This is a genomic window from Actinomadura viridis (genome assembly GCF_015751755.1).
In the GTDB taxonomy this organism is placed as follows: domain Bacteria; phylum Actinomycetota; class Actinomycetes; order Streptosporangiales; family Streptosporangiaceae; genus Spirillospora; species Spirillospora viridis.
On sequence record NZ_JADOUA010000001.1, the window covers coordinates 586,650 to 606,156 of the forward strand.

The following is a 19,507-nucleotide window of genomic DNA, read 5'->3' on the forward strand; positions in this document are numbered from 1 at the left end:
CAAGTGCTCGACGTCAATTTCTTCGACGAGCTGCGGATCGGCCTCGCCACGGCGGACGACATCCGGCAGTGGTCGCACGGTGAGGTCAAGAAGCCGGAGACGATCAACTACCGGACCCTCAAGCCGGAGAAGGACGGGCTCTTCTGCGAGAAGATCTTCGGTCCCACCCGGGACTGGGAGTGCTACTGCGGCAAGTACAAGCGCGTCCGGTTCAAGGGCATCATCTGTGAGCGCTGCGGCGTCGAGGTGACCCGTGCCAAGGTGCGGCGTGAGCGGATGGGCCACATCGAGCTGGCCGCCCCGGTCACCCACATCTGGTACTTCAAGGGCGTGCCCAGCCGGCTGGGCTACCTGCTGGACCTGGCCCCGAAGGATCTCGAGAAGATCATCTACTTCGCGGCCTACATGATCACCAGTGTGGACGCGGAGCGTCGCGACCGCGACCTGCCCACGCTGGAGGCGCACATCTCGGTGGAGCGCCAGCAGGTCGAGCAGGCCCGCGACGCCCAGGTCGAGGCCCGCCAGCAGAAGCTGGAGGGCGACCTGGCGGAGCTGGAGGCGGCCGGCGCCAAGGCCGACCAGAAGCGCAAGGTGCGCGACGGTGCCGAGCGGGAGATGAAGCAGCTGCGCGACCGCGCGCAGCGCGAACTCGACCGCCTGGAGGAGGTCTGGAGCCGCTTCAAGAACCTCAAGGTCCAGGACCTCGAGGGCGACGAGCTGCTCTACCGCGAGATGCGGGACCGCTTCGGCAAGTACTTCGAGGGCGGCATGGGCGCCGCGGCCATCCAGGCCCGGCTGCAGAACTTCGACCTCGAGGCCGAGGCCGAGAAGCTCCGCGAGATCATCCGTACCGGCAAGGGCCAGAAGAAGGCCCGCGCCCTGAAGCGGCTCAAGGTCGTCTCGGCGTTCCTCAACACCCGCAACTCGCCGCTGGGCATGGTGCTGGACTGCATCCCGGTGATCCCGCCGGACCTGCGTCCGATGGTCCAGCTGGACGGTGGCCGGTTCGCCACCTCCGACCTGAACGACCTGTACCGGCGTGTGATCAACCGGAACAACCGGCTCAAGCGGCTGCTCGACCTGGGCGCGCCCGAGATCATCGTCAACAACGAGAAGCGGATGCTGCAGGAGGCCGTCGACGCGCTGTTCGACAACGGCCGCCGCGGCCGTCCGGTCACCGGGCCGGGCAACCGTCCGCTGAAGTCGCTGTCGGACATGCTCAAGGGCAAGCAGGGCCGGTTCCGCCAGAACCTGCTGGGCAAGCGCGTCGACTACTCCGGCCGTTCGGTCATCGTGGTCGGCCCGCAGCTGAAGCTGCACCAGTGCGGCCTGCCCAAGCAGATGGCGCTGGAGCTGTTCAAGCCGTTCGTGATGAAGCGGCTGGTCGACCTCAACCACGCGCAGAACATCAAGAGCGCCAAGCGCATGGTCGAGCGGGCCCGCCCGGTGGTGTGGGACGTCCTCGAAGAGGTCATCACCGAGCACCCCGTGCTGCTGAACCGCGCGCCGACCCTGCACCGGCTGGGCATCCAGGCGTTCGAGCCGCAGCTGGTCGAGGGCAAGGCCATCCAGATCCACCCGCTGGTCTGCACCGCGTTCAACGCCGACTTCGACGGCGACCAGATGGCGGTGCACCTGCCGCTGTCGGCCGAGGCGCAGGCCGAGGCGCGGATCCTGATGCTGTCGACCAACAACATCCTCAAGCCGTCGGACGGCAAGCCGGTCACCATGCCCACCCAGGACATGGTCATCGGTCTGTACTGGCTGACCACGGAGAAGGAGGGTGCCGAGGGCGAGGGCCGCGCGTTCGGTTCGGTCGCCGAGGCCATCATGGCCTACGACCGGGCGGAGCTGGATCTGCAGGCCAAGATCCAGATTCGGCTCAAGGACGTCCCGCCGCCGCGCGGCTGGCAGGCGCCCGAGGGCCACGAGCCCGGTCGGCCGTACCGGCTGGAGACCACCCTGGGCCGGGCGCTGTTCAACGAGACGCTGCCCGCCGACTTCCCGTTCGTCAACTACGAGGTCGGCAAGAAGCAGCTGTCGGCGATCGTGAACGAGCTGGCCGAGACCTACCCCAAGGTCGAGGTGGCCAACGCGCTGGACGCCCTCAAGAGCACCGGTTTCCACTGGGCCACCCGGTCCGGGGTCACCATCTCGATCGAGGACGTCGTCGTCCCGCCGAACAAGGCCGAGATCCTCGATGTGTACGAGCGCCGCGCCGACAAGGTGCAGCGCGAGTTCAACCGCGGTCTGATCACCGATGACGAGCGCAAGCAGGAGCTCATCGAGATCTGGAACAAGGCCACGGCGGACGTCGCGGTGGACATGGAGAAGGCCTTCCCCCGGACCAACCCGGTCTGGATGATGGTCAACTCCGGTGCCCGAGGCAACCCGCTGCAGGTCCGGCAGATCGCCGGTATGCGCGGTCTGGTCTCCAACCCCAAGGGCGAGACCATCCCGCGGCCGATCAAGTCCTCGTTCCGCGAGGGCCTGTCGGTGGTCGAGTACTTCATCTCGACCCACGGCGCCCGGAAGGGCCTGGCCGACACCGCGCTGCGGACCGCCGACTCGGGTTACCTGACCCGGCGTCTGGTGGACGTCGCGCAGGACGTCATCGTCCGGGAGGAGGACTGCGGCACCGACCGCACGATCCCGTTCCGGGTGGCCGACCGCCTGCCGGACGGCACGCTGACCAGCCTGGCCACCACGGAGACCAGCCTGATCGGCCGGACCATCGCCGATGACGTCGTGGTCGACGGGACGGTCATCTTCCCGGGCGACACCGACCTGTCGGACTCGGTGGTCGCCCGCCTGGTCGAGGCCGGTGTCGAGGAGGTGCGGACCCGCAGCGCGCTGGTCTGCGAGGCCAAGATCGGTGTCTGCGCCGCCTGCTACGGCCGTTCGCTGGCCACCGGCAAGCGGGTGGACGTCGGTGAGGCCGTCGGCATCATCGCCGCGCAGTCCATCGGCGAGCCCGGCACCCAGCTGACCATGCGCACGTTCCACACCGGTGGTGTGGCCGGCGGTGACATCACCCATGGTCTGCCGCGTGTGACCGAGCTGTTCGAGGCCCGTATCCCCAAGGGAATGGCCCCGATCAGCGAGGTGGCCGGCCGAGTCAAGATCGACGAGACGGAGAAGACCCGCAAGGTCGTCATCGTCCCGGACGACGGCTCGGAGGAGATCGCCTACCAGGTTCCGATGCGGTCCCGCCTGCTGGTCAAGGAGGGCGAGCGGGTCGCGGTGGGCGAGAAGCTCATCGTGGGCGCGATCGACCCGCACGAGGTGCTGCGCATCCTCGGCCCCCGCGCGGTGCAGCTGCACCTCGTCCAGGAGGTCCAGGAGGTCTACCGGTCTCAGGGTGTGTCGATCCACGACAAGCACATCGAGATCATCGTTCGCCAGATGCTCAAGCGGGTGAACATCCTGGAGTCGGGCGACACCGACCTGCTCCCCGGCGACCTGGTGGAGCGTCCCCTCTTCGAGGAGACCAACCGCGGCGTGGTCGCCGAGGGCGGGGTGCCCGCCGCGGGCCGTCCGGTCCTCATGGGGATCACCAAGGCGTCCCTGGCGACCGAGTCGTGGCTGTCGGCGGCGTCCTTCCAGGAGACCACCCGGGTGCTCACCGAGGCGGCCATGCACGCCAAGAGCGACCCGTTGCTGGGCCTCAAGGAGAACGTCATCATCGGTAAGCTCATCCCGGCCGGTACCGGCATGCCGCAGTACCGCAACGTCCGGGTCGAGCCCACCGAGGAGGCCAAGGCCGCGGTGTACTCGGTCGGCTCGTACGACGACGGTGCCGAGTACGCGTTCGGTCAGGGCTCCGGCGAGGCCGTTCCGCTGGAGGAGTACGACTTCGGTCAGTACAACCGGTAAGTAGCGGCACGTCCGAGGGCGAAGCGCGACAGGGGCCCCTTCCGAGCCTGGCTCGGAAGGGGCCTCTCGCCTTTCACCGGTGGCGCTCTCAGCGGGTCCGGGGAAGGTCGAGCTTCTCCCGCAGCTCCGCCGGCCCCCGCGTGCGGTGCTCGTCGCGGCCGTCCTCGACATGGGTGACATGGGTGCACTCGCCGCAAGTCAACGTAGGGACGGGGCCTTTCGGCGTTCCCGAGGGCTCTTTCCGGCGGACCGTTCAGCAGCCGCCCTCACAGCGTGCCCGCCGCGTTTATCAGCCGCCCTTACAGCGTCCGCGGCGCGGTCGGGATAAAAAGCAGGCACCGCGGTGGGGGCCGGCGCGCGGCGCGCAGGGCCTTGCGTCGCCGATCACGCGCCGGAGGCGTCAGCGGGGTTCACCGAGGAGGAAGCATGAGAACCCTGACCAGGATCGGCGTGTCCGCGGTCGCGGCCGGCGCCGCGCTCACGCTCACGGCGGGCAGCGCCACCGCGGCGACCACCACGGTCCGCCGCGACACCGCCACCGGAGCCGCCTACTCCGGCAACTGGCGGATCACCAACATCGGGAACCTGACCTTCACCGCCACCGTCCTGGGCATCAACATCACCGCGAGTTGTCCCCAGGTCACGCTGACCGGGACGGTCCAGTCCGCCGGCACCGGAACGCTCAACCAGGCCACGGTCGGTGCCTGCTCGAGTTCGGCGGGCAGCGCGCAGGTCGCCTTCGAGGGGTTGCCCTACACCCAGGGCCAGGTCACCTACGCCCCGGTCGCCGGTGGCCGGGACGGCACCCTGTCCATCAGCGACCCCGGCCTCAGGATCAAGGTCGTCATGAACATCCTGGGCACCCAGACCTGCTACTACGGCTTCGGCTCCACGGTCGGCTCGCTCACCTTCAACGTCTACAACCGCGACAACCCCAACCGTCCCGTTCCCAGCGTCGACGACGCCCAGGGCAGCCTGAACAACGCCCGGCTCGACCGGCTGACGGGCAGCAGCTCGCTGTGCCCGACGACCGGCACGGGCAACGGCAACGCCACGGCACGCGGTGAGACCACCGCCGGCTCGGGCGTCTTCGACCAGAAGCTCTACATCACCGGCTGACCGAAGAGGCCGTCTTCCACACCCTGTGGAAGACGGCCTCACCTCAAAGCGGGCCCTTTGGGAAGGGCCGGTGGGCCGCGTTCTCGATGGCCTCCCGCAGCACGCGGGGAGTGGGCGCCTCCACCAGCCGGGCCCCGTCCCGCAGAGGAACGTACGCCCACCATGACCGGGTGGCCCAGCCGTACCAGGCGACGACGCCCGGAAACTCCCGCCGTACCTGCGCGACCACCAGCCACACGGCGTCGTTCGAGAACGGAGGTCTAGGGCAGGGCATCGCCGGAGTCCTCCGCCGGGACCGCCAGGACGTGGGCGATCCGTTCAGCCGCCCGCCAGATGTCCTCCAGGGGGCAGAGCGGTTCGAGGTCGGGTGCGGACCCGCGTTCCGGCCCCGACCACGCCCAGAACCACCAGAGCGTGCCTGTGGCGGCATTGGTGCGGCACAGGACCTCCTGCTGGAGGCCGGGGCTGAGCCGCCTTCCGAGGGCATCACCGGGGTCCGGAGGGCCGCAGGCCGGGTTACGGGCCCGTACCGCCCCATGCCCGCAGATCTCGGCCGCCAGCCCACGAGCCTCCAGCGCGCCGACCAACCCCGACGCCGCGTCCCGCCAGGTAGCCGCCGGGACGGCGGTACTCGTTTCCGTGTCCATGCGTGAACGCTAAGTATTCGGCGCCGTCCCGCCAATGGCACTCTCAGCCGACCGCCTCGTAAAGTGCCACGCGGCGTCATACCGGCAGCTGAATAAAGTCGGCGAATTCCCTCATATCCGGAGTCAGGGTCCTTCGCCGCGCGACGATCTGTCCGAAGATATCCCGCGCATAGCGCTGATTGGTCGTCCACTGCGGGGCCTCGTGCCGGATGCCCTGCAATAGCTCGAACGCCTCCGCGTGCTGCCGGAGCTGCACCCGGGCCTTGGCGACATCGAGCAGATGACGGTTCCGGTTGTTCGACGTGGGACGCAGGTCGCCGACCGGTATGCGCTGCGCCATGGCGAGCACCTGGTCAGGCTTGTCCTCCACCATGGCGTTCTCCGTCCTCTTCATGGCCACCGTGAGCGGGCCGAAGGCGCGTAGAAAGTCACCGGCGGGCGAGTACTCGCCCCCCATCGCCACGGCCGCCGCGCGCGCCAGCCGGATCGCGTCCTCCGCCTCCCCGGGCCGGTTGTCGCGCACGGCCGCCGCCGAGAGCCGCACGAGCAGCCAGCCCCAGGTCGACAGTTCCGCCACGGTCGCGCGGGACATGCGGGGCTCGACCTCGTCCGCCCACTCCGCCGCGAGGCCGATGGCTTCGGAGAGCCGCCCCTGCCGTATCAGCAGCCAGGCGAGCGTGTTGATCGTGGCCGCGGCGTCCAGCCGATCGGACGCATCGTCCAGTGCACGCCGCAACGCCAGGTCCGCCAGCTCGAACTGGCGAGTCTGGGTCAGCAGCCACCCTGTGTGGTGGAGCAGGCGTGCCCGTACCACCCGGCCCTCGCGCCCGAGTGCGGCGGCGTCGCGCAGCATCGGCGGGAGTGCCGTGGCCAGTTGCGAGTAGCGATCTCCGGCGAAGAGGGGCATGGCGGAGGCCAAGGACCGCGCCACCCCGTCGGAGGTGGGCGGCTCGGCGATCTCGTCTGTCTCCAGCCCGTGCAATGCCCTGCGTACGGACTCCCATCGACCGGTGGCGGTGCCCGTGGACGGGGACGCCATCGGGTCCGATATCTCGATCAACGCTGAGGTCGAAATGTTGAGAGCCGAGGCGAACTTGCGCAATGTCTCCAAACGGGCGTCTTCGCGTTCACCTTGTTCTAGTTTCCTGACGAGCGAGAGGGATACTCCGGCAAGCGCGGCCAGTTCTCGTTGAGTGAGCCCGCGCCGCTTACGCCACTCCTGGAGACGCTGTCCGATATTCCGAGTGCCCATGGGCACAGGCTAAGCACTTTCACTATGGCGCGGAGGTTAGGTCGCAGTGCCGCTGCGCTGACACCGCGCTGCGAGTGCGCGACCAGACCGGTGGGCGGCGGAAGGTCGTGCTTGCTCGGCTTGAGCGGTACCGGGACGTGCCGGAGGTTCGTGAGGTCCTGGACGCGCATGCTGCTTGATGGGCGCGGCGCGCCCTGGGCGGCGCCCTGGGGAGTGCCGGTGGCCCCGAGGTCCCGGACGCGGGGGGCCTTCGGACGGGCGTATGGGGGTCAGAGAGCGTCGGCGTGCAGGGGGAGGGGGCGGCGGGGGACGGGGGCGGATTGCAGGATCGAGGTGGTGGTCCGGGCGTAGGGGGTGAAGCGGTCGAGCAGGGGTTCCAGTTCGTCGATGCCGCGCAGATGGGCGAGGAAGTAGTAGCAGTCGTCCCCGGTCATGCGGTGGCACTCCACGATCTGCGGGATCTCGTCGGCGATCTTGGGGATCCGGCTCAGCTCGCGGGGCGACGGGCGGACGCGGACCAGGACCGTGATCGGGAAGCCCAGGACGGCCGGGTCCACCGCGGCGTGGTAGCCGGTGATGACGCCGGTCTCCTCCAGCCGCTGCACGCGCTCGGCGACGGCGGGCGGGGACAGCGCCACCCGGCGGCCCAGCTCGGCGAAGCTCACGCGGGCGTCGCGTTGCAGCTCGGTGAGGATGCGTAGGTCGACGGCGTCGAGCGGCTTGGGTTCGAAGGCCCGGCCGGGTCTGCCCTTTCGGTTCGCCATTCCCCCAAAGTAGGGACTGGCCGACCATACGGCCATGTCGTTTCCGCCCTGGTCGTACTTCTCGGGAAGCGCCGTCTTCCACTATTTGGGGCCTGCGTTCGCCGTCCTCTTGTTCGCCCGGATCGAACCTCTGGGGGTCGCGGGGCTGCGGATCTGGTCCGCGGCCCTGGTGCTGGCGCTGTGGCGCCGGCCCTGGCGCGCGTTCCGCCGTCTCGACCGGGAGGGGCGCCGTACGGTGCTGGTGTGGGGCGCCGTGCTCGCGGTCATGAACGCCGCCTTCTACATGGCGATCGCCCGGCTGCCCCTGGGCACGGTGGCGGCGATCGAGTTCCTGCCGGTGATCGCGCTGGCGGCCCTCGGCGCGCGTACGGCGCGGAACCTGGCCGCGCTGGCCGCGGCGGTCGGGGGCGTGTACGTGCTGACGGACGTGCGGCTGGAGGGAGAGCCGATGGGGTTCGCCTTCGCCTTCGTCAACGCGGCGTTGTTCGCGGTGTACATCGTGGTCGCGCACCGGGCGGCCGGACGCACCGGCGCGGCCGGGGGGATCGACGGCCTCGCGGCGGCGATGGTGGTGGCCGCGGTGGTCTCGATCCCGGTGGCCGGGGCCCAGATGGTGCCGGCGCTCACCGATCCGGTCGCGCTGGCCGCGGGCTTCGGGGTGGGCCTGTGCTCCTCGGTGATCCCGTACGTCCTGGACCAGTTCGCGATGGCGCGGCTGGCCCGCGCCACCTACGCGCTGATGACGGCGCTGCTCCCCGCGATCGCGGTGCTGGTCGGCGTGGCGGTGCTGGCTCAGGTCCCGTCGCCGGCCGAGGCCGTGGGGGTGGGGCTGGTGATCCTGGGGGTGGCCGTGCACCGGGAGTCGCGCGGCGATGCCATGGCACCGGTCGTACGAGTCGAGGAGGCGGGGGACAAGACCGGCTCGGCGGTACGGGACTGAGCCGGCGCGCACACGACAATGGTCAGTTCGAAGAAAGGGACGTCATGGAACAGGTCCGGCTCGGCCGTACGGGGCTGAAGGTCTCGCGCGTATGCCTGGGGATGATGAGTTACGGCGACCCCGCGCACTGGGAGTGGTACCTGGACGAGGAGGGGGCCGAACCGATCGTCCGCCGGGCGGTGGAGGGCGGCGTGACGTTCTTCGACACGGCCGACATGTACTCGCGGGGGCGCTCGGAAGAGATCACCGGGCGGTTGCTGGCCCGGTTCTTCCCGCGCCGTGACGACTACGTGCTCGCCACCAAGGTCTACTTCCCGATGGGCTCGGGGGCCAACGACCGGGGACTCTCGCGCAAGCACGTGCTGTCGTCGATCGACGCCTCGTTGCGGCGGCTGGGGACCGAGTATGTGGACCTCTACCAGATCCATCGGTGGGACTACGAGACGCCCATCGAAGAGACGATGGAGGCGTTGAACGATGTGGTCCGGGCGGGCAAGGCCCGCTACATCGGGGCCTCCAGCATGTACGCGTGGCAGTTCGCCAAAGCCCAGTACACCGCGCGGTCTCACGGCTGGGCGCGGTTCGTGGCGATGCAGAACCACTACAACCTCGTCTACAGGGAGGAGGAGCGGGAGATGATCCCGCTCTGCCGTGACCAGGGTGTGGGCCTCATCCCTTGGAGCCCGCTGGCGCGCGGGCTGCTGGCGGGCAACAGGGAACGGGGCGGTGAGCGCCGTACCGTCCGGGCGAGCAGCGATCGCCTGGCCGAGCGTCTGTACGAGGACTCCGACTTCGCCGTCGTGGACGCCGTACGCGCGGTCGCCGCCGAGCGCGGCGTCCCCCCGGCCCAGGTGGCCCTGGCCTGGCTTCTGGGACGTCCGGGCATCACGGCGCCGATCGTCGGCGCGACCCGCCTCGGGCACGTCGAGGACGCCGTCGCCGCGGCGAGCCTGACCCTCGACGAGGACGAGGTGGCCCGCCTGGAGGCCCCCTATCGGCCGCACCCGATCCTGGGACACGAGTAGGCCGGGGGATTCACCGCAACGGCAGGTGCCAGGTCAGGGGCCGACGACCGGGGACGGGAACGCCGGCTGGGAGAAGCCTCGGAGTTTCCGGGGACTCCGTCCCGGTGGCGGGCGGATGGACCCCCTTTTCAAGGCTCGTGTCCGGTTTGTAGGAGGTTGGTTCCCAGGAGGCTCACAGGTTCTCGGGGGAAAGGGTCAGCCGGTTCGGCCAGCCTGTCCGGCATGCACAGGATCGGATGGGGACTCCGCGTCCCCCGTGACCGTGACCGGGCCGCCCGAGGGAGTACCGGTGATTGAGGTTCGTGGCCTGACCAAGCGATTCGGCGGGATCACCGCGGTCGACGAGTTGACCTTCACGGTGCGCCCGGGTGTGGTGACGGGGTTCGCGGGGCCGAACGGGGCCGGCAAGACGACGACGATGCGGATGATCCTGGGGCTGGCGGCGCCGTCCGGCGGGACCGTCTCGGTCAACGGCCGCCGCTACGCCGGCAGCCCCGCCCCGATGAGGGAGGTCGGCGCGCTCCTGGACGCCCGCGCCGTCCACGGCGGTCGCAGGGCCTTCGACCATCTCCTCTGCCTCGCGCAGAGCAACGGCATCCCCCGCCGGAGGGTGGACGAGGTGCTCGGGCTGGTCGGGCTGGCGGCGGCGTCCCGGCGGCGGGTCGGCACGTTCTCCCTGGGCATGGCGCAGCGGCTCGGCATAGCCGCCGCCCTCCTCGGCGATCCCGGGGTGCTCGTCTTCGACGAACCCGTCAACGGGCTCGACCCGGAGGGCATCACGTGGATCCGCGGCCTCATGCGGGGCCTGGCGGGCGAGGGACGCGCCGTCCTGGTGTCCAGCCACCTGCTGACCGAGATGGCCCTGACGGCCGATCACCTGATCGTCCTCGGGCGGGGGCGGCTGGTCGCGGACGCGAGCGTCGAGGAGCTCACCCGGTCCAGGGCGCCCCGGACGGTACGGGTACGCACCCCTCGTTCAGAAGAGCTGGCCCGCCGCCTCGCCGCCACCGGGGCCACCGTGCGTCCGGAGAACGACGGCGTCCTCATCGTGGGCGGCATGGACGCCGCCGAGATCGGAACCCTGGCGGCGGCCCACGAGGTGCCGCTGTACGAGCTGACGCCGCGCCAGGCGTCGCTGGAGACGTTGTTCATGGAACTGACGCGGGACAGCGCCGAATACGTGACCGCCGAAGGAACGGCGCCGTGACGCCGGCCATGGGGGCGCAGGCGCGGCGGGGAAGCCGGTCCGCCACGTTCGCCGACGCGGTCCGCTCGGAGTGGACGAAGATCCGCACGGTACGGTCCACCGCGTACACGCTGCTGGGCACCGTGGTGCTGGGCGTGGGGGCGGGTGCTCTGATCAGCCTCGCCCGCGGCCGGCAGTACGGTGCCGCGACGGCGGAGGAGCAGGCCGCGTTCGATCCGGCGGCCGTCGGCCTGTCCGGATACATCCTGGCCCAGTGCGCCATCGGGGTGCTGGGCGTGCTCGTCGTCACGTCCGAGTACGCCACCGGCATGATCGGTACCAGCCTCGCGGTCGTGCCCGGCCGGAGCCGGCTGCTGGCCGCGAAGAGCGCGGTGTTCGCCATGGTCGCGCTCGCGACGGGCACGATCACCGGCTTCGCCGCCTTCCTCGTGGGGCAGCGCCTGCTGGCCGGCCATGGCGCCCCGCACATGACCCTGGGAGATCCGCAGGCGTTGCGCGCGGTGTTCGGCGCCGGACTCTACCTGGCGCTGGTGGGGCTCTTCGGTGTGGCCGCGGGCACCCTGCTGAGGGCCACCGCGGGCGCTTTCGCAGTGGTGGTGGCGGTGACCTTCCTGGTGCCCGCCTTCATCCCCGTCCTGCCCGGCTCCTGGGCGCGCCCGATGGGGAGGTTCTGGCCGACCATGGCGGGCCGCCAGATCATGGCGGTCCATCAGGACCCGGCCCTCCTCGCCCCCTGGGCCGGGTTCGGGGTCATGTGCGCGGTCGTGCTGGTCGTGCTGGCGGCCGCCTTCGCGGTGTTCCGGATCCGGGACGTCTGACCGCCGCGCCGAAGGCGTCGGAGAGACGCCCGGGCACCGTGATGGACGGGTGGGCGAAACCTGCCCGATCCTGGGCCCAGGCCAACGGAGGGGACGAGTATGCGGGCAGATCGGGCACCGGCCGGACCGGCGCCGAACGCGGGGGTGAGCCTGCTGGTGGTCGACGACGAGCCCACCATCCGGGAACTGCTGGCGGCCAGCCTGCGCTTCGCCGGCTTCACCGTCACGTCCGCGGCGACCGGGGCCGGCGCGGTGGCGGCGGCCGTCCGGAACCCGCCGGACCTGGTCGTGCTGGACGTCATGCTCCCGGACATGGACGGTTTCGAGGTGATCCGCCGCCTGCGGGAACGGGCTCCGGGCGGGGCCGGGCGGCGGACCGGCGTGCCCGTGCTCTTCCTCACCGCCCGCGACACCACCCAGGACAAGATCGACGGCCTGGGCGCGGGCGGCGACGACTACGTCACCAAGCCGTTCAGCGTGGAGGAACTCATCGCCCGCATCCACGCCGTCCTGCGCCGCACCGGCGGCCTCGCCGACGACCCCACGCTGACCGTGGCCGACCTGGAACTCGACCCCGAAGGCCACCAGGTGCTGCGCGCGGGCCGGCGGATCGCCCTCTCCCCGACGGAGTTCAAGCTGCTGCACCACCTCATGGAGAACGCCGGCCGGGTCCTGTCCAAACAGCAGATCCTCGAATGGGTGTGGCAGTACGACTTCGGCGGTGACACGAGCATCGTCGAGTCGTACATCAGCTACCTGCGACGCAAAGTGGACGGCACCGAGCCCAAGCTCATCCACACCGTGCGCGGGGTCGGCTACGTCCTGCGCAACCCCAGGCCATGACCGCCGTCCGGGTACGGGGGGTGCCACGCCGGATCCTGCGGATGTCGCTGCGCGCCCGGCTGATCCTCATCAGCGTGACCCTGGCGGGCGCCGGCCTGGCGATCAGCAACGCGCTGGTGATCGGTGTCCTGCACGGCCAGCTGACGGAACGGCTGGACGGCCAGCTGGCCCCGCTGGCGGCGGTCGTCTCCCGGCTGCCGCCCGTGCCCGGCCCCGTCCCCGGCTCGGCCACCGCGCCCGTCAAGGGCCTGATGACACGATCCGACCTGCTCGGAGACCTCCATGTGACCTACCTGAACGCTGCCGGGGCCGTCGAGCAGGGACCCCGCCGGTCCCCCCGCGAGGCCGTCTCCGGCCCCCGGCTGCCCCGGCTGGACCGGGCCGCGGTCGCCGCACGCGGCGGCCGGCCCTTCGAAGCGGAGGACCGGCGGGGAGGCTCGTCCTGGCGGGTCTTCGCCCTTCCCCACGACGCGCCCGGGGCGTCCGGTGGCACGGTGGCGGTGGCCGTCTCGCTGGAGGAGAGGGACGCCATCATCGACCGGCTGAGCGTGGGCTGCCTGCTCATCGGCTGCGCGGTGGTGGCCGGGCTCGCCGGGATCGGCTGGTTGGCGGTGCACGCCGGGCTGCGCCCGCTCCGCCGCATCGACCACACCGCCGCCGCCATCGCCGCCGGCGACCTGTCCCGCCGGGTGCCGGACCTGGCCGCGCCCGACACCGAGGTCGGGCGGCTGAGCACGGCCCTGAACGGCATGCTCGCCCAGATCGAGCGGGCGTTCGCCGCACGGGCCGAGTCCGAGGCCCGGATGCGCCGCTTCATGGCCGACGCGGGCCACGAGCTGCGCACCCCGCTCTTCGGGATCAAGGGCTTCACCGAGCTGTACCGGATGGGCGGCCTGCCGCGGCCCGCCGACGTGGACGCCACCATGGACCGGATCGAGCGCGAGGCGACGCGCCTGGCCGGCCTCGTCGAGGACCTGCTGCTGCTCGCCAGGCTGGACGAGCCGCCCGCCGAGGACGGCGACGCCCTCCCCCTCCAGCGGACGCCGATGGATCTGCGCACCCTCGCGGCCGACGCGCTGCACGACCTGCGCGCCCTGGACCCGTCCCGCCCGGTCCGGCTCACCGGCCCCGGCGGCGGAGCCCCCGCCGGGGCCCCGGTCCTCGGTGACGAGACCCGGCTCCGCCAGGTGGTCGCCAACCTCATCGGCAACGCCGTCCACCACACCCCGTCCGGTACGCCCGTGCGGATCGGCGTGGGCACCGAGCACGCGAACGGGGACGCCGGTGGGGGCGGTGCCGCGGTCCTGGAGATCGAGGACGCGGGACCCGGACTGGCCGAGGACGAGGCGGCAAGGATCTTCGACCGCTTCTACCGGGTCGACGGCTCGCGCAGCCGGGCCGAGGGCGGGGGCGCCGGCCTCGGGCTCGCCATCGTCCGTTCCCTGGTCGCCCGGCACGAGGGGCGGGTGGAGCTACGCACGGCGCCCGGCGACGGCGCGACCTTCCGGATCGTTCTGCCGGTCCACACCGACCCCGTCCCCTGAACCCGGCCCGGGGACGGCGAGACCGCCCCTCCGTCCCCGGAGGGCGGCATGAACTCCTCGTTGCGGGGAATCGCTCGCCAACCGGCGTGGGGAGCGTCAAGATTTGCGATAGGACCGGCGATCGGGGCAGGCTTGGGGACGAAAGTCCCCAGCGTGGCGAGGTCGCCGCACGGGAACACGGCATGAGTCCTGGAGGCCGCGTTATGCGCCGCGCGTCTCCGGGCCGACGGGCACGGGCCTGGGAGCGGGAAATGCCCAGGACAACGGCGCTGAAGGAGCCCGACGATGACCGAGAATGACGGCACGCAGGGCCCGCAGTGGCCGATGCCTGACGACAGGGAGACCCCCGCGGGCGAGCAGGGGGCACAGCCGGAACAGAACGAGCCGCCCTCCAGGCCGCTGGGCGACCGCACGGTGGTCTTCGGAGCGCCGCAGCTCGGGGGCCACGCGCCGGGCGGGCAGCCGGGCGGGCAGCCGCCCGCGCCGCCGCAGCCTCCGCAGCCCCCCGCGCAGCGCCAGGAGCCCCCGCGCCAGGAGGAGCGGTCCACGCCGCCTCCGCCCCCGCCCACGATGGTGGAATCCATCCAGGTCCAGCAGCCCCAGGCCGACCCCGGTCCGCCGCCCCCGCCGTACGGCGCCCCCCAGGAGCCGCAGCAGTACGGCCAGCAGCAGGGCTACGGGCAGCAGTCTCCGTACCCCCAGCAGCCTTACGAGCAGCAGCAGGGGCCCTACGGGCAGCCCCAGCAGGGCTACGGGCCGCCGCCCGTGACGCCCAGCTTCGAGCAACAGCCGCAGCCTGGCTACGGCCAGCCCGGCCAGCCCGGCCAGCCCGGCCAGCAGTACGGGCAGCCCCAGGGCGCGCCCGAGGCGGGCGCCCAGCACGAGCAGCAGCAGCAGCCGCCGCCGCAGCGGCAGGCCGAGCCCGAGGCGGCCACCGACCGGACGCTGATCGTCCCCGGGCCGGGCGCCGGGCCCGCCGCCGGCGAGCAGCCCGCCAGGCCCGTCGTGGACGACCAGGCGACCCTGCACTGGTCGCCGGGGACCGACATCCCCGTCGCCACCGGGCCGGAGCGCAGGCAGTCCGAGCCTCCGGCCGAGCCGTGGCAGGCCCCGACCCCGCCGGCCACGCCCGAGCCCTGGCAGCCCGAGGCGCAGTCGCAGCAGCCGGGCCGGCAGTCCGGCCAGCAGGGCGACCACGACCGGACCATGATGGTGCCGCCGCCCGACTCCGGCTTCGGCGCGGCCTCGTCCGGGCAGGAGCCGCCGGCATACGGCGGTCCGGCGCCTCAGGGGGAGGACACCCAGTCGACGCAGGCGTTCGACGCCTCCGCCCAGGGTGCGCAGGGCGGCGACGCCCCGGCCAATGCCGACCAGACCCGCATGGACATCGGCCAGCAGTGGGGCCAGCAGCAGGGGCAGCCCGGACAGCAGGCGTACGGCCAGCAGCAGCCCCAGTACGGCCAGCAGGGCCAGCAGGGCCAGCAGCAGGGCTACGGGCAGCCCGGGCAGCAGCAGCCCGGACAGCAGCAGTACGGGCAGCAGCCCCAGTACGGTCAGCAGCAATACGGCCAGCAGGGTGAGCAGCAGCAGCAATACGGCCAGCCCCAGCAATACGGGCAGCCCGGGCAGCCCGGCCAGCAGGGGCAGCCCGGCCAGCAGGGCCAGTACGGGCAGCAGTACGGCCAGCCCTCCTACGGCGGTGCCTCCGAGAGCGGCTCCAAGGGCGGCTCCAAGGGCGGTGGCAACAAGAACCTCCTGCTCATCGTGGCCGGGGTCGCCGCCGTGGTGGTCATCCTCGCGGTGGTCGTCTTCGCCTTCCTCCTCTAGCCCAGGCCACACCGGCCCTACCGGCGGTCCGCCCGTCCGGGGTCCCGCGTGGGCCCCGGACACGGTGGGCGCCGGCGAGCCGGTCAGGGAAGACACAAGATTCGGCCAGGTCTTCCCCAAACCGGTGGGGCCGGGTCACAATGCCGGTGGATGCGGCACCCCCTCGCGGGAACTCCCGTCGGTGTCCAGGCGTTTCGCCAACGGAGAAACGGGCTCGCGTGCCGTCGCGAGCTTGCGCCGGAAGGGGCACGCGCGGTAATGCGGTGCTCGCTTTGCACTTTGGCGCATGGCTAGGTAATCTCTTCCTTCGTGCCCGCTCTATGCGGGCCGCTCTGCGTGCGCGCGGGCCAGGACCTGTGAACAGGTGCCGTCCTCCGCGTCGCGCCAAACTCCCCGGCTTGATTCGGCCCCGTGGAGGGCCGGGCGGTGGTGTGCGGCGCTCTTGTGAAGAGAGTGCGACACGCCCGACCGCGTGGGTCGGAGAGAGTCGGGAAACCGGCAGGTCACAGCCACGCGGTGGTGGTGATTAGGGGCCTCACGCCGTGAGGTTCAGGCAGAACGAGACTTACCGGCTCGGTACGAGGGAAGACGGAGACGCGGTGCCCACGATCCAGCAGCTGGTCCGCAAGGGCCGCCAGGACAAGGTGACCAAGAACAAGACGCCTGCGCTCAAGGGCAGCCCCCAGCGCCGGGGTGTTTGCACGCGCGTCTACACGACGACGCCAAAGAAGCCGAACTCCGCGCTGCGCAAGGTCGCCCGTGTCCGGCTGACCAGCGGGATCGAGGTCACCGCCTACATCCCCGGCGTCGGACACAACCTGCAGGAGCACTCGATCGTGCTCGTGCGCGGCGGCCGAGTGAAGGACCTCCCGGGCGTTCGGTACAAGATCATCCGCGGTTCGCTGGACACCCAGGGCGTCCGCAACCGCAAGCAGGCGCGCAGCCGTTACGGCGCGAAGAAGGAGAAGAGCTGATGCCGCGTAAGGGCCCCGCTGGCAAGCGCCAGCTGATCGCTGACCCGGTGTACAACTCGCCGCTGGTCACCGCGCTGGTCAACAAGATTCTCCTTGACGGCAAGCGCTCGATCGCGCAGAGCATCGTCTACGACGCCCTGGAGGGCGCCCGCGAGAAGACCGGCAACGACCCGGTCGTCACGCTCAAGCGCGCGCTCGACAACGTGAAGCCCACCCTGGAGGTCCGCAGCCGCCGCGTCGGTGGCGCGACCTACCAGGTCCCGGTGGAGGTGCGGCCCGCCCGCAGCACCACCCTCGCACTGCGGTGGCTGGTGGTGTACGCCCGGCAGCGCCGCGAGAAGACCATGACCGAGCGGCTGATGAACGAGCTGCTCGATGCCAGCAACGGTCTTGGCGCCTCGGTGAAGAAGCGCGAGGACACGCACAAGATGGCGGAGTCCAACAAGGCCTTCGCTCACTACCGCTGGTAACCCGGCGGTACACGAACGACTTCGAGGCGAGGACACAGTGGCTACCAAAACCGGTGTAGACCTGGCCAAGGTCCGCAACATCGGGATCATGGCCCATATCGACGCGGGCAAGACCACCACGACCGAGCGCATCCTGTACTACACCGGGATGAGCTACAAGATCGGCGAGGTGCACGACGGCGCCGCGACGATGGACTGGATGGAGCAGGAGCAGGAGCGGGGGATCACCATCACCTCCGCGGCCACCACCTGCGAATGGCCGGTCCAGGACGTCAAGCACACCATCAACATCATCGACACCCCGGGGCACGTCGACTTCACCGTCGAGGTGGAGCGCAACCTGCGGGTGCTCGATGGCGCCGTCGCCGTGTTCGATGGAGTCGCCGGGGTGGAGCCGCAGTCCGAGACGGTGTGGCGCCAGGCCGACCGTTACGGCGTGCCGCGCATGTGCTTCGTCAACAAGCTCGACCGGGTCGGCGCCGAGTTCCACCGCTGCGTCGACATGATCGAGAACCGGCTCAACGCCACGCCGCTGGTGCTGCAGCTGCCGATCGGCGCCGAGGCCGACTTCAAGGGCGTCATCGACCTCGTGACGATGAAGGCCCTGGTCTGGAACGAAGAGGCCAAGCTCGGCGAGATGTACGACGTCGTCGACATCCCCGACACCCACACCGACGCCGCCCGCGAGTGGCACGACAAGCTGGTCGAGACCCTCGCCGAGAACGACGACGAGATCATGGAGCTGTACCTGGAGGGCAACGAGCCCACCGTGGAGCAGCTCTACGCCGGCATCCGCCGCGCGACCATCGCCGCCAAGCTCACCCCGGTCACCTGCGGCACCGCCTTCAAGAACAAGGGCGTGCAGCCGCTGCTGGACGCGATCGTCCGCTACCTGCCCTCCCCGCTCGACGTCGAGGCCATCGAGGGCCACGCCGTGCGCGACGAGGACAAGGTGCTGATCCGCAAGCCCAGCGAGGAAGAGCCGTTCTCGGCCCTGGCGTTCAAGATCATGAGCGACCCGCACCTGGGCAAGCTGACCTTCGTCCGGGTGTACTCGGGCGTGCTGGAGTCCGGTTCGACCGTGCTGAACTCCGTCAAGGAGCGCCGGGAGCGGATCGGCAAGATCTACCGGATGCACGCCAACAAGCGCACCGAGATCGAGCGCGCGGGCGCCGGCGACATCGTCGCGGTGATGGGTCTCAAGCAGACCACCACCGGCGAGACGCTGTGCGACGAGAAGGACCCGATCGTCCTGGAGTCGATGAACTTCCCGGCGCCGGTCATCCACGTCGCGATCGAGCCCAAGACCAAGGCCGACCAGCAGAAGCTGGGCACCGCGATCCAGCGGCTGGCCGAGGAGGACCCGTCGTTCCAGGTCCGCACCGAGGAGGACACCGGTCAGACGGTCATCTCCGGGATGGGCGAGCTGCACCTGGAGATCCTGGTCGACCGGATGAAGCGCGAGTTCAAGGTCGACGCCAACGTGGGCCGGCCGCAGGTCGCCTACCGCGAGACGATCAGCAAGAAGGTCGAGAAGGTCGAGTACACCCACAAGAAGCAGACGGGTGGCTCGGGCCAGTTCGGCCGCGTGATCATCGACCTGGAGCCGCTCGGCGGCGGCAGCGACGGCTACGAGTTCGAGAACAAGGTCACCGGTGGCCGCATCCCCCGGGAGTACATCCCGTCGGTGGACGCCGGGTGCCAGGAGGCCGCCGAGTTCGGCGTGCTCGCCGGGTACCCGATGGTGGGCGTCAAGGTCACCCTGAAGGACGGCGCCTACCACGAGGTCGACTCGTCGGAGATGGCGTTCAAGGTCGCCGGTTCCATGGCGTTCAAGGAGGCGGCCCGGCGGGCGGCCCCCACGCTGCTGGAGCCGATGATGGCGGTCGAGGTCACGACGCCCGAGGAGAACATGGGCGACGTGATCGGCGACCTCAACAGCCGGCGCGGTCAGGTCCAGTCGATGGACGAGCGCTCGGGGATGCGGGTCGTCAAGGCCCTCGTGCCCCTGTCGGAGATGTTCGGCTACGTGGGTGATCTGCGAAGCAAGACCCAGGGCCGGGCTGTTTTCACCATGCAGTTCGACTCCTACGCCGAGGTTCCCGGGAACGTCGCGCAGGAGATCATCGCCAAGGCTCGGGGCGAGTAACACCCGGACTGTCCCAGATCACCAGCCAGAACACGAAGCGGCCGGCTAGCCG

Annotated in this window: 16 protein-coding genes; 12 read left to right on the forward strand and 4 right to left on the reverse strand. The window is 70.8% G+C overall.

The genetic code is table 11. The annotated features are described in order from the left end of the window. The first annotated feature begins 3 nt into the window (after positions 1 to 3). Together IW256_RS02555 and IW256_RS02560 are read left to right on the forward strand one after the other, a co-directional pair. Complete coding sequence (locus IW256_RS02555) at positions 4 to 3,876, forward strand: DNA-directed RNA polymerase subunit beta' (RefSeq protein WP_197009407.1); 3,873 nt, start codon at positions 4 to 6, stop codon at positions 3,874 to 3,876. Positions 3,877 to 4,302: 426 nt separating this feature from the next. Continuing rightward, a complete protein-coding gene (locus IW256_RS02560; RefSeq protein WP_197009408.1) occupies positions 4,303 to 4,995 on the forward strand; it encodes a hypothetical protein in 693 nt (230 codons plus the stop codon). Between the two features lie 43 nt (positions 4,996 to 5,038). On the opposite strand, the gene IW256_RS02565 is transcribed toward IW256_RS02560, so the two are convergent. The 4 genes from IW256_RS02565 to IW256_RS02580 all read right to left on the reverse strand — a co-directional run bounded on the left by IW256_RS02565 (position 5,039) and on the right by IW256_RS02580 (position 7,658). Beyond that, a complete protein-coding gene (locus IW256_RS02565; protein ID WP_197009409.1) occupies positions 5,039 to 5,269 on the reverse strand; it encodes a hypothetical protein in 231 nt (76 codons plus the stop codon). After that, entirely contained in the window at positions 5,256 to 5,642 is a 387-nt protein-coding gene (locus tag IW256_RS02570) for a hypothetical protein (protein ID WP_197009410.1), read from the reverse strand. The genes IW256_RS02565 and IW256_RS02570 overlap by 14 nt, the downstream gene beginning before the upstream one ends. Positions 5,643 to 5,718: 76 nt before the next feature. Next, positions 5,719 to 6,894, reverse strand: coding sequence for a helix-turn-helix domain-containing protein (locus IW256_RS02575; RefSeq protein WP_197009411.1), 1,176 nt, complete (start codon positions 6,892 to 6,894; stop codon positions 5,719 to 5,721). 269 nt (positions 6,895 to 7,163) lie between these two features. After that, on the reverse strand, positions 7,164 to 7,658 hold the full coding sequence (locus IW256_RS02580) for an Lrp/AsnC family transcriptional regulator (protein ID WP_197009412.1): 495 nt from the start codon (positions 7,656 to 7,658) through the stop codon (positions 7,164 to 7,166). A 34-nt stretch (positions 7,659 to 7,692) separates the two neighbouring features. Between IW256_RS02580 and IW256_RS02585 the strand changes: the two genes are divergently transcribed. From IW256_RS02585 to fusA, 10 genes are all read left to right on the forward strand, one after another. Beyond that, positions 7,693 to 8,598 (forward strand): EamA family transporter, encoded by a 906-nt coding sequence (locus tag IW256_RS02585; protein WP_197009413.1) that lies wholly within the window; start codon positions 7,693 to 7,695, stop codon positions 8,596 to 8,598. A gap of 44 nt (positions 8,599 to 8,642) precedes the next feature. Further along, entirely contained in the window at positions 8,643 to 9,623 is a 981-nt protein-coding gene (locus IW256_RS02590; protein ID WP_197009414.1) for an aldo/keto reductase, read from the forward strand. A gap of 289 nt (positions 9,624 to 9,912) precedes the next feature. After that, the gene (locus IW256_RS02595) at positions 9,913 to 10,830 is read left to right on the forward strand and encodes an ABC transporter ATP-binding protein (RefSeq protein ID WP_197009415.1); all 918 of its coding nucleotides are present in this window, start codon (positions 9,913 to 9,915) and stop codon (positions 10,828 to 10,830) included. Beyond that, positions 10,827 to 11,648: an ABC transporter permease gene (locus IW256_RS02600; RefSeq protein WP_197009416.1), complete on the forward strand. Its 822-nt coding sequence runs from the start codon at positions 10,827 to 10,829 to the stop codon at positions 11,646 to 11,648. The genes IW256_RS02595 and IW256_RS02600 overlap by 4 nt, the downstream gene beginning before the upstream one ends. Before the next feature lie 99 nt (positions 11,649 to 11,747). Next, entirely contained in the window at positions 11,748 to 12,491 is a 744-nt protein-coding gene (locus tag IW256_RS02605; RefSeq protein WP_197009417.1) for a response regulator transcription factor, read from the forward strand. Next, positions 12,488 to 14,035: a sensor histidine kinase gene (locus IW256_RS02610; RefSeq protein WP_197009418.1), complete on the forward strand. Its 1,548-nt coding sequence runs from the start codon at positions 12,488 to 12,490 to the stop codon at positions 14,033 to 14,035. The genes IW256_RS02605 and IW256_RS02610 overlap by 4 nt, the downstream gene beginning before the upstream one ends. 285 nt (positions 14,036 to 14,320) lie before the next feature. Beyond that, entirely contained in the window at positions 14,321 to 15,862 is a 1,542-nt protein-coding gene (locus IW256_RS02615; protein ID WP_197009419.1) for a hypothetical protein, read from the forward strand. Between the two features lie 599 nt (positions 15,863 to 16,461). Next, a complete protein-coding gene (rpsL, locus tag IW256_RS02620; RefSeq protein WP_019632621.1) occupies positions 16,462 to 16,836 on the forward strand; it encodes a 30S ribosomal protein S12 in 375 nt (124 codons plus the stop codon). After that, complete coding sequence (rpsG, locus tag IW256_RS02625) at positions 16,836 to 17,306, forward strand: 30S ribosomal protein S7 (RefSeq protein ID WP_197009420.1); 471 nt, start codon at positions 16,836 to 16,838, stop codon at positions 17,304 to 17,306. Before rpsL ends, rpsG begins: the two co-directional genes overlap by 1 nt. Before the next feature lie 37 nt (positions 17,307 to 17,343). Continuing rightward, positions 17,344 to 19,455 carry an elongation factor G gene (gene fusA / locus IW256_RS02630; RefSeq protein WP_197009421.1) on the forward strand — a complete coding sequence of 704 codons (2,112 nt, stop codon included), beginning with the start codon at positions 17,344 to 17,346 and terminating at the stop codon, positions 19,453 to 19,455. Positions 19,456 to 19,507: the final 52 nt, after the last annotated feature.

Coding starts and splice junctions, on each gene's coding strand:
- IW256_RS02565 (WP_197009409.1), bottom strand. CDS start 5,269: ATGCCCTGCCCTAGACCTCCGTTCTCGAACGACGCCGTGTGGCTGGTG.
- IW256_RS02570 (WP_197009410.1), bottom strand. CDS start 5,642: ATGGACACGGAAACGAGTACCGCCGTCCCGGCGGCTACCTGGCGGGAC.
- IW256_RS02590 (WP_197009414.1), top strand. CDS start 8,643: ATGGAACAGGTCCGGCTCGGCCGTACGGGGCTGAAGGTCTCGCGCGTA.
- rpsG (WP_197009420.1), top strand. CDS start 16,836: ATGCCGCGTAAGGGCCCCGCTGGCAAGCGCCAGCTGATCGCTGACCCG.
- IW256_RS02610 (WP_197009418.1), top strand. CDS start 12,488: ATGACCGCCGTCCGGGTACGGGGGGTGCCACGCCGGATCCTGCGGATG.
- IW256_RS02580 (WP_197009412.1), bottom strand. CDS start 7,658: ATGGCGAACCGAAAGGGCAGACCCGGCCGGGCCTTCGAACCCAAGCCG.
- IW256_RS02560 (WP_197009408.1), top strand. CDS start 4,303: ATGAGAACCCTGACCAGGATCGGCGTGTCCGCGGTCGCGGCCGGCGCC.
- IW256_RS02585 (WP_197009413.1), top strand. CDS start 7,693: ATGTCGTTTCCGCCCTGGTCGTACTTCTCGGGAAGCGCCGTCTTCCAC.
- IW256_RS02605 (WP_197009417.1), top strand. CDS start 11,748: ATGCGGGCAGATCGGGCACCGGCCGGACCGGCGCCGAACGCGGGGGTG.
- IW256_RS02575 (WP_197009411.1), bottom strand. CDS start 6,894: ATGGGCACTCGGAATATCGGACAGCGTCTCCAGGAGTGGCGTAAGCGG.
- IW256_RS02615 (WP_197009419.1), top strand. CDS start 14,321: ATGACCGAGAATGACGGCACGCAGGGCCCGCAGTGGCCGATGCCTGAC.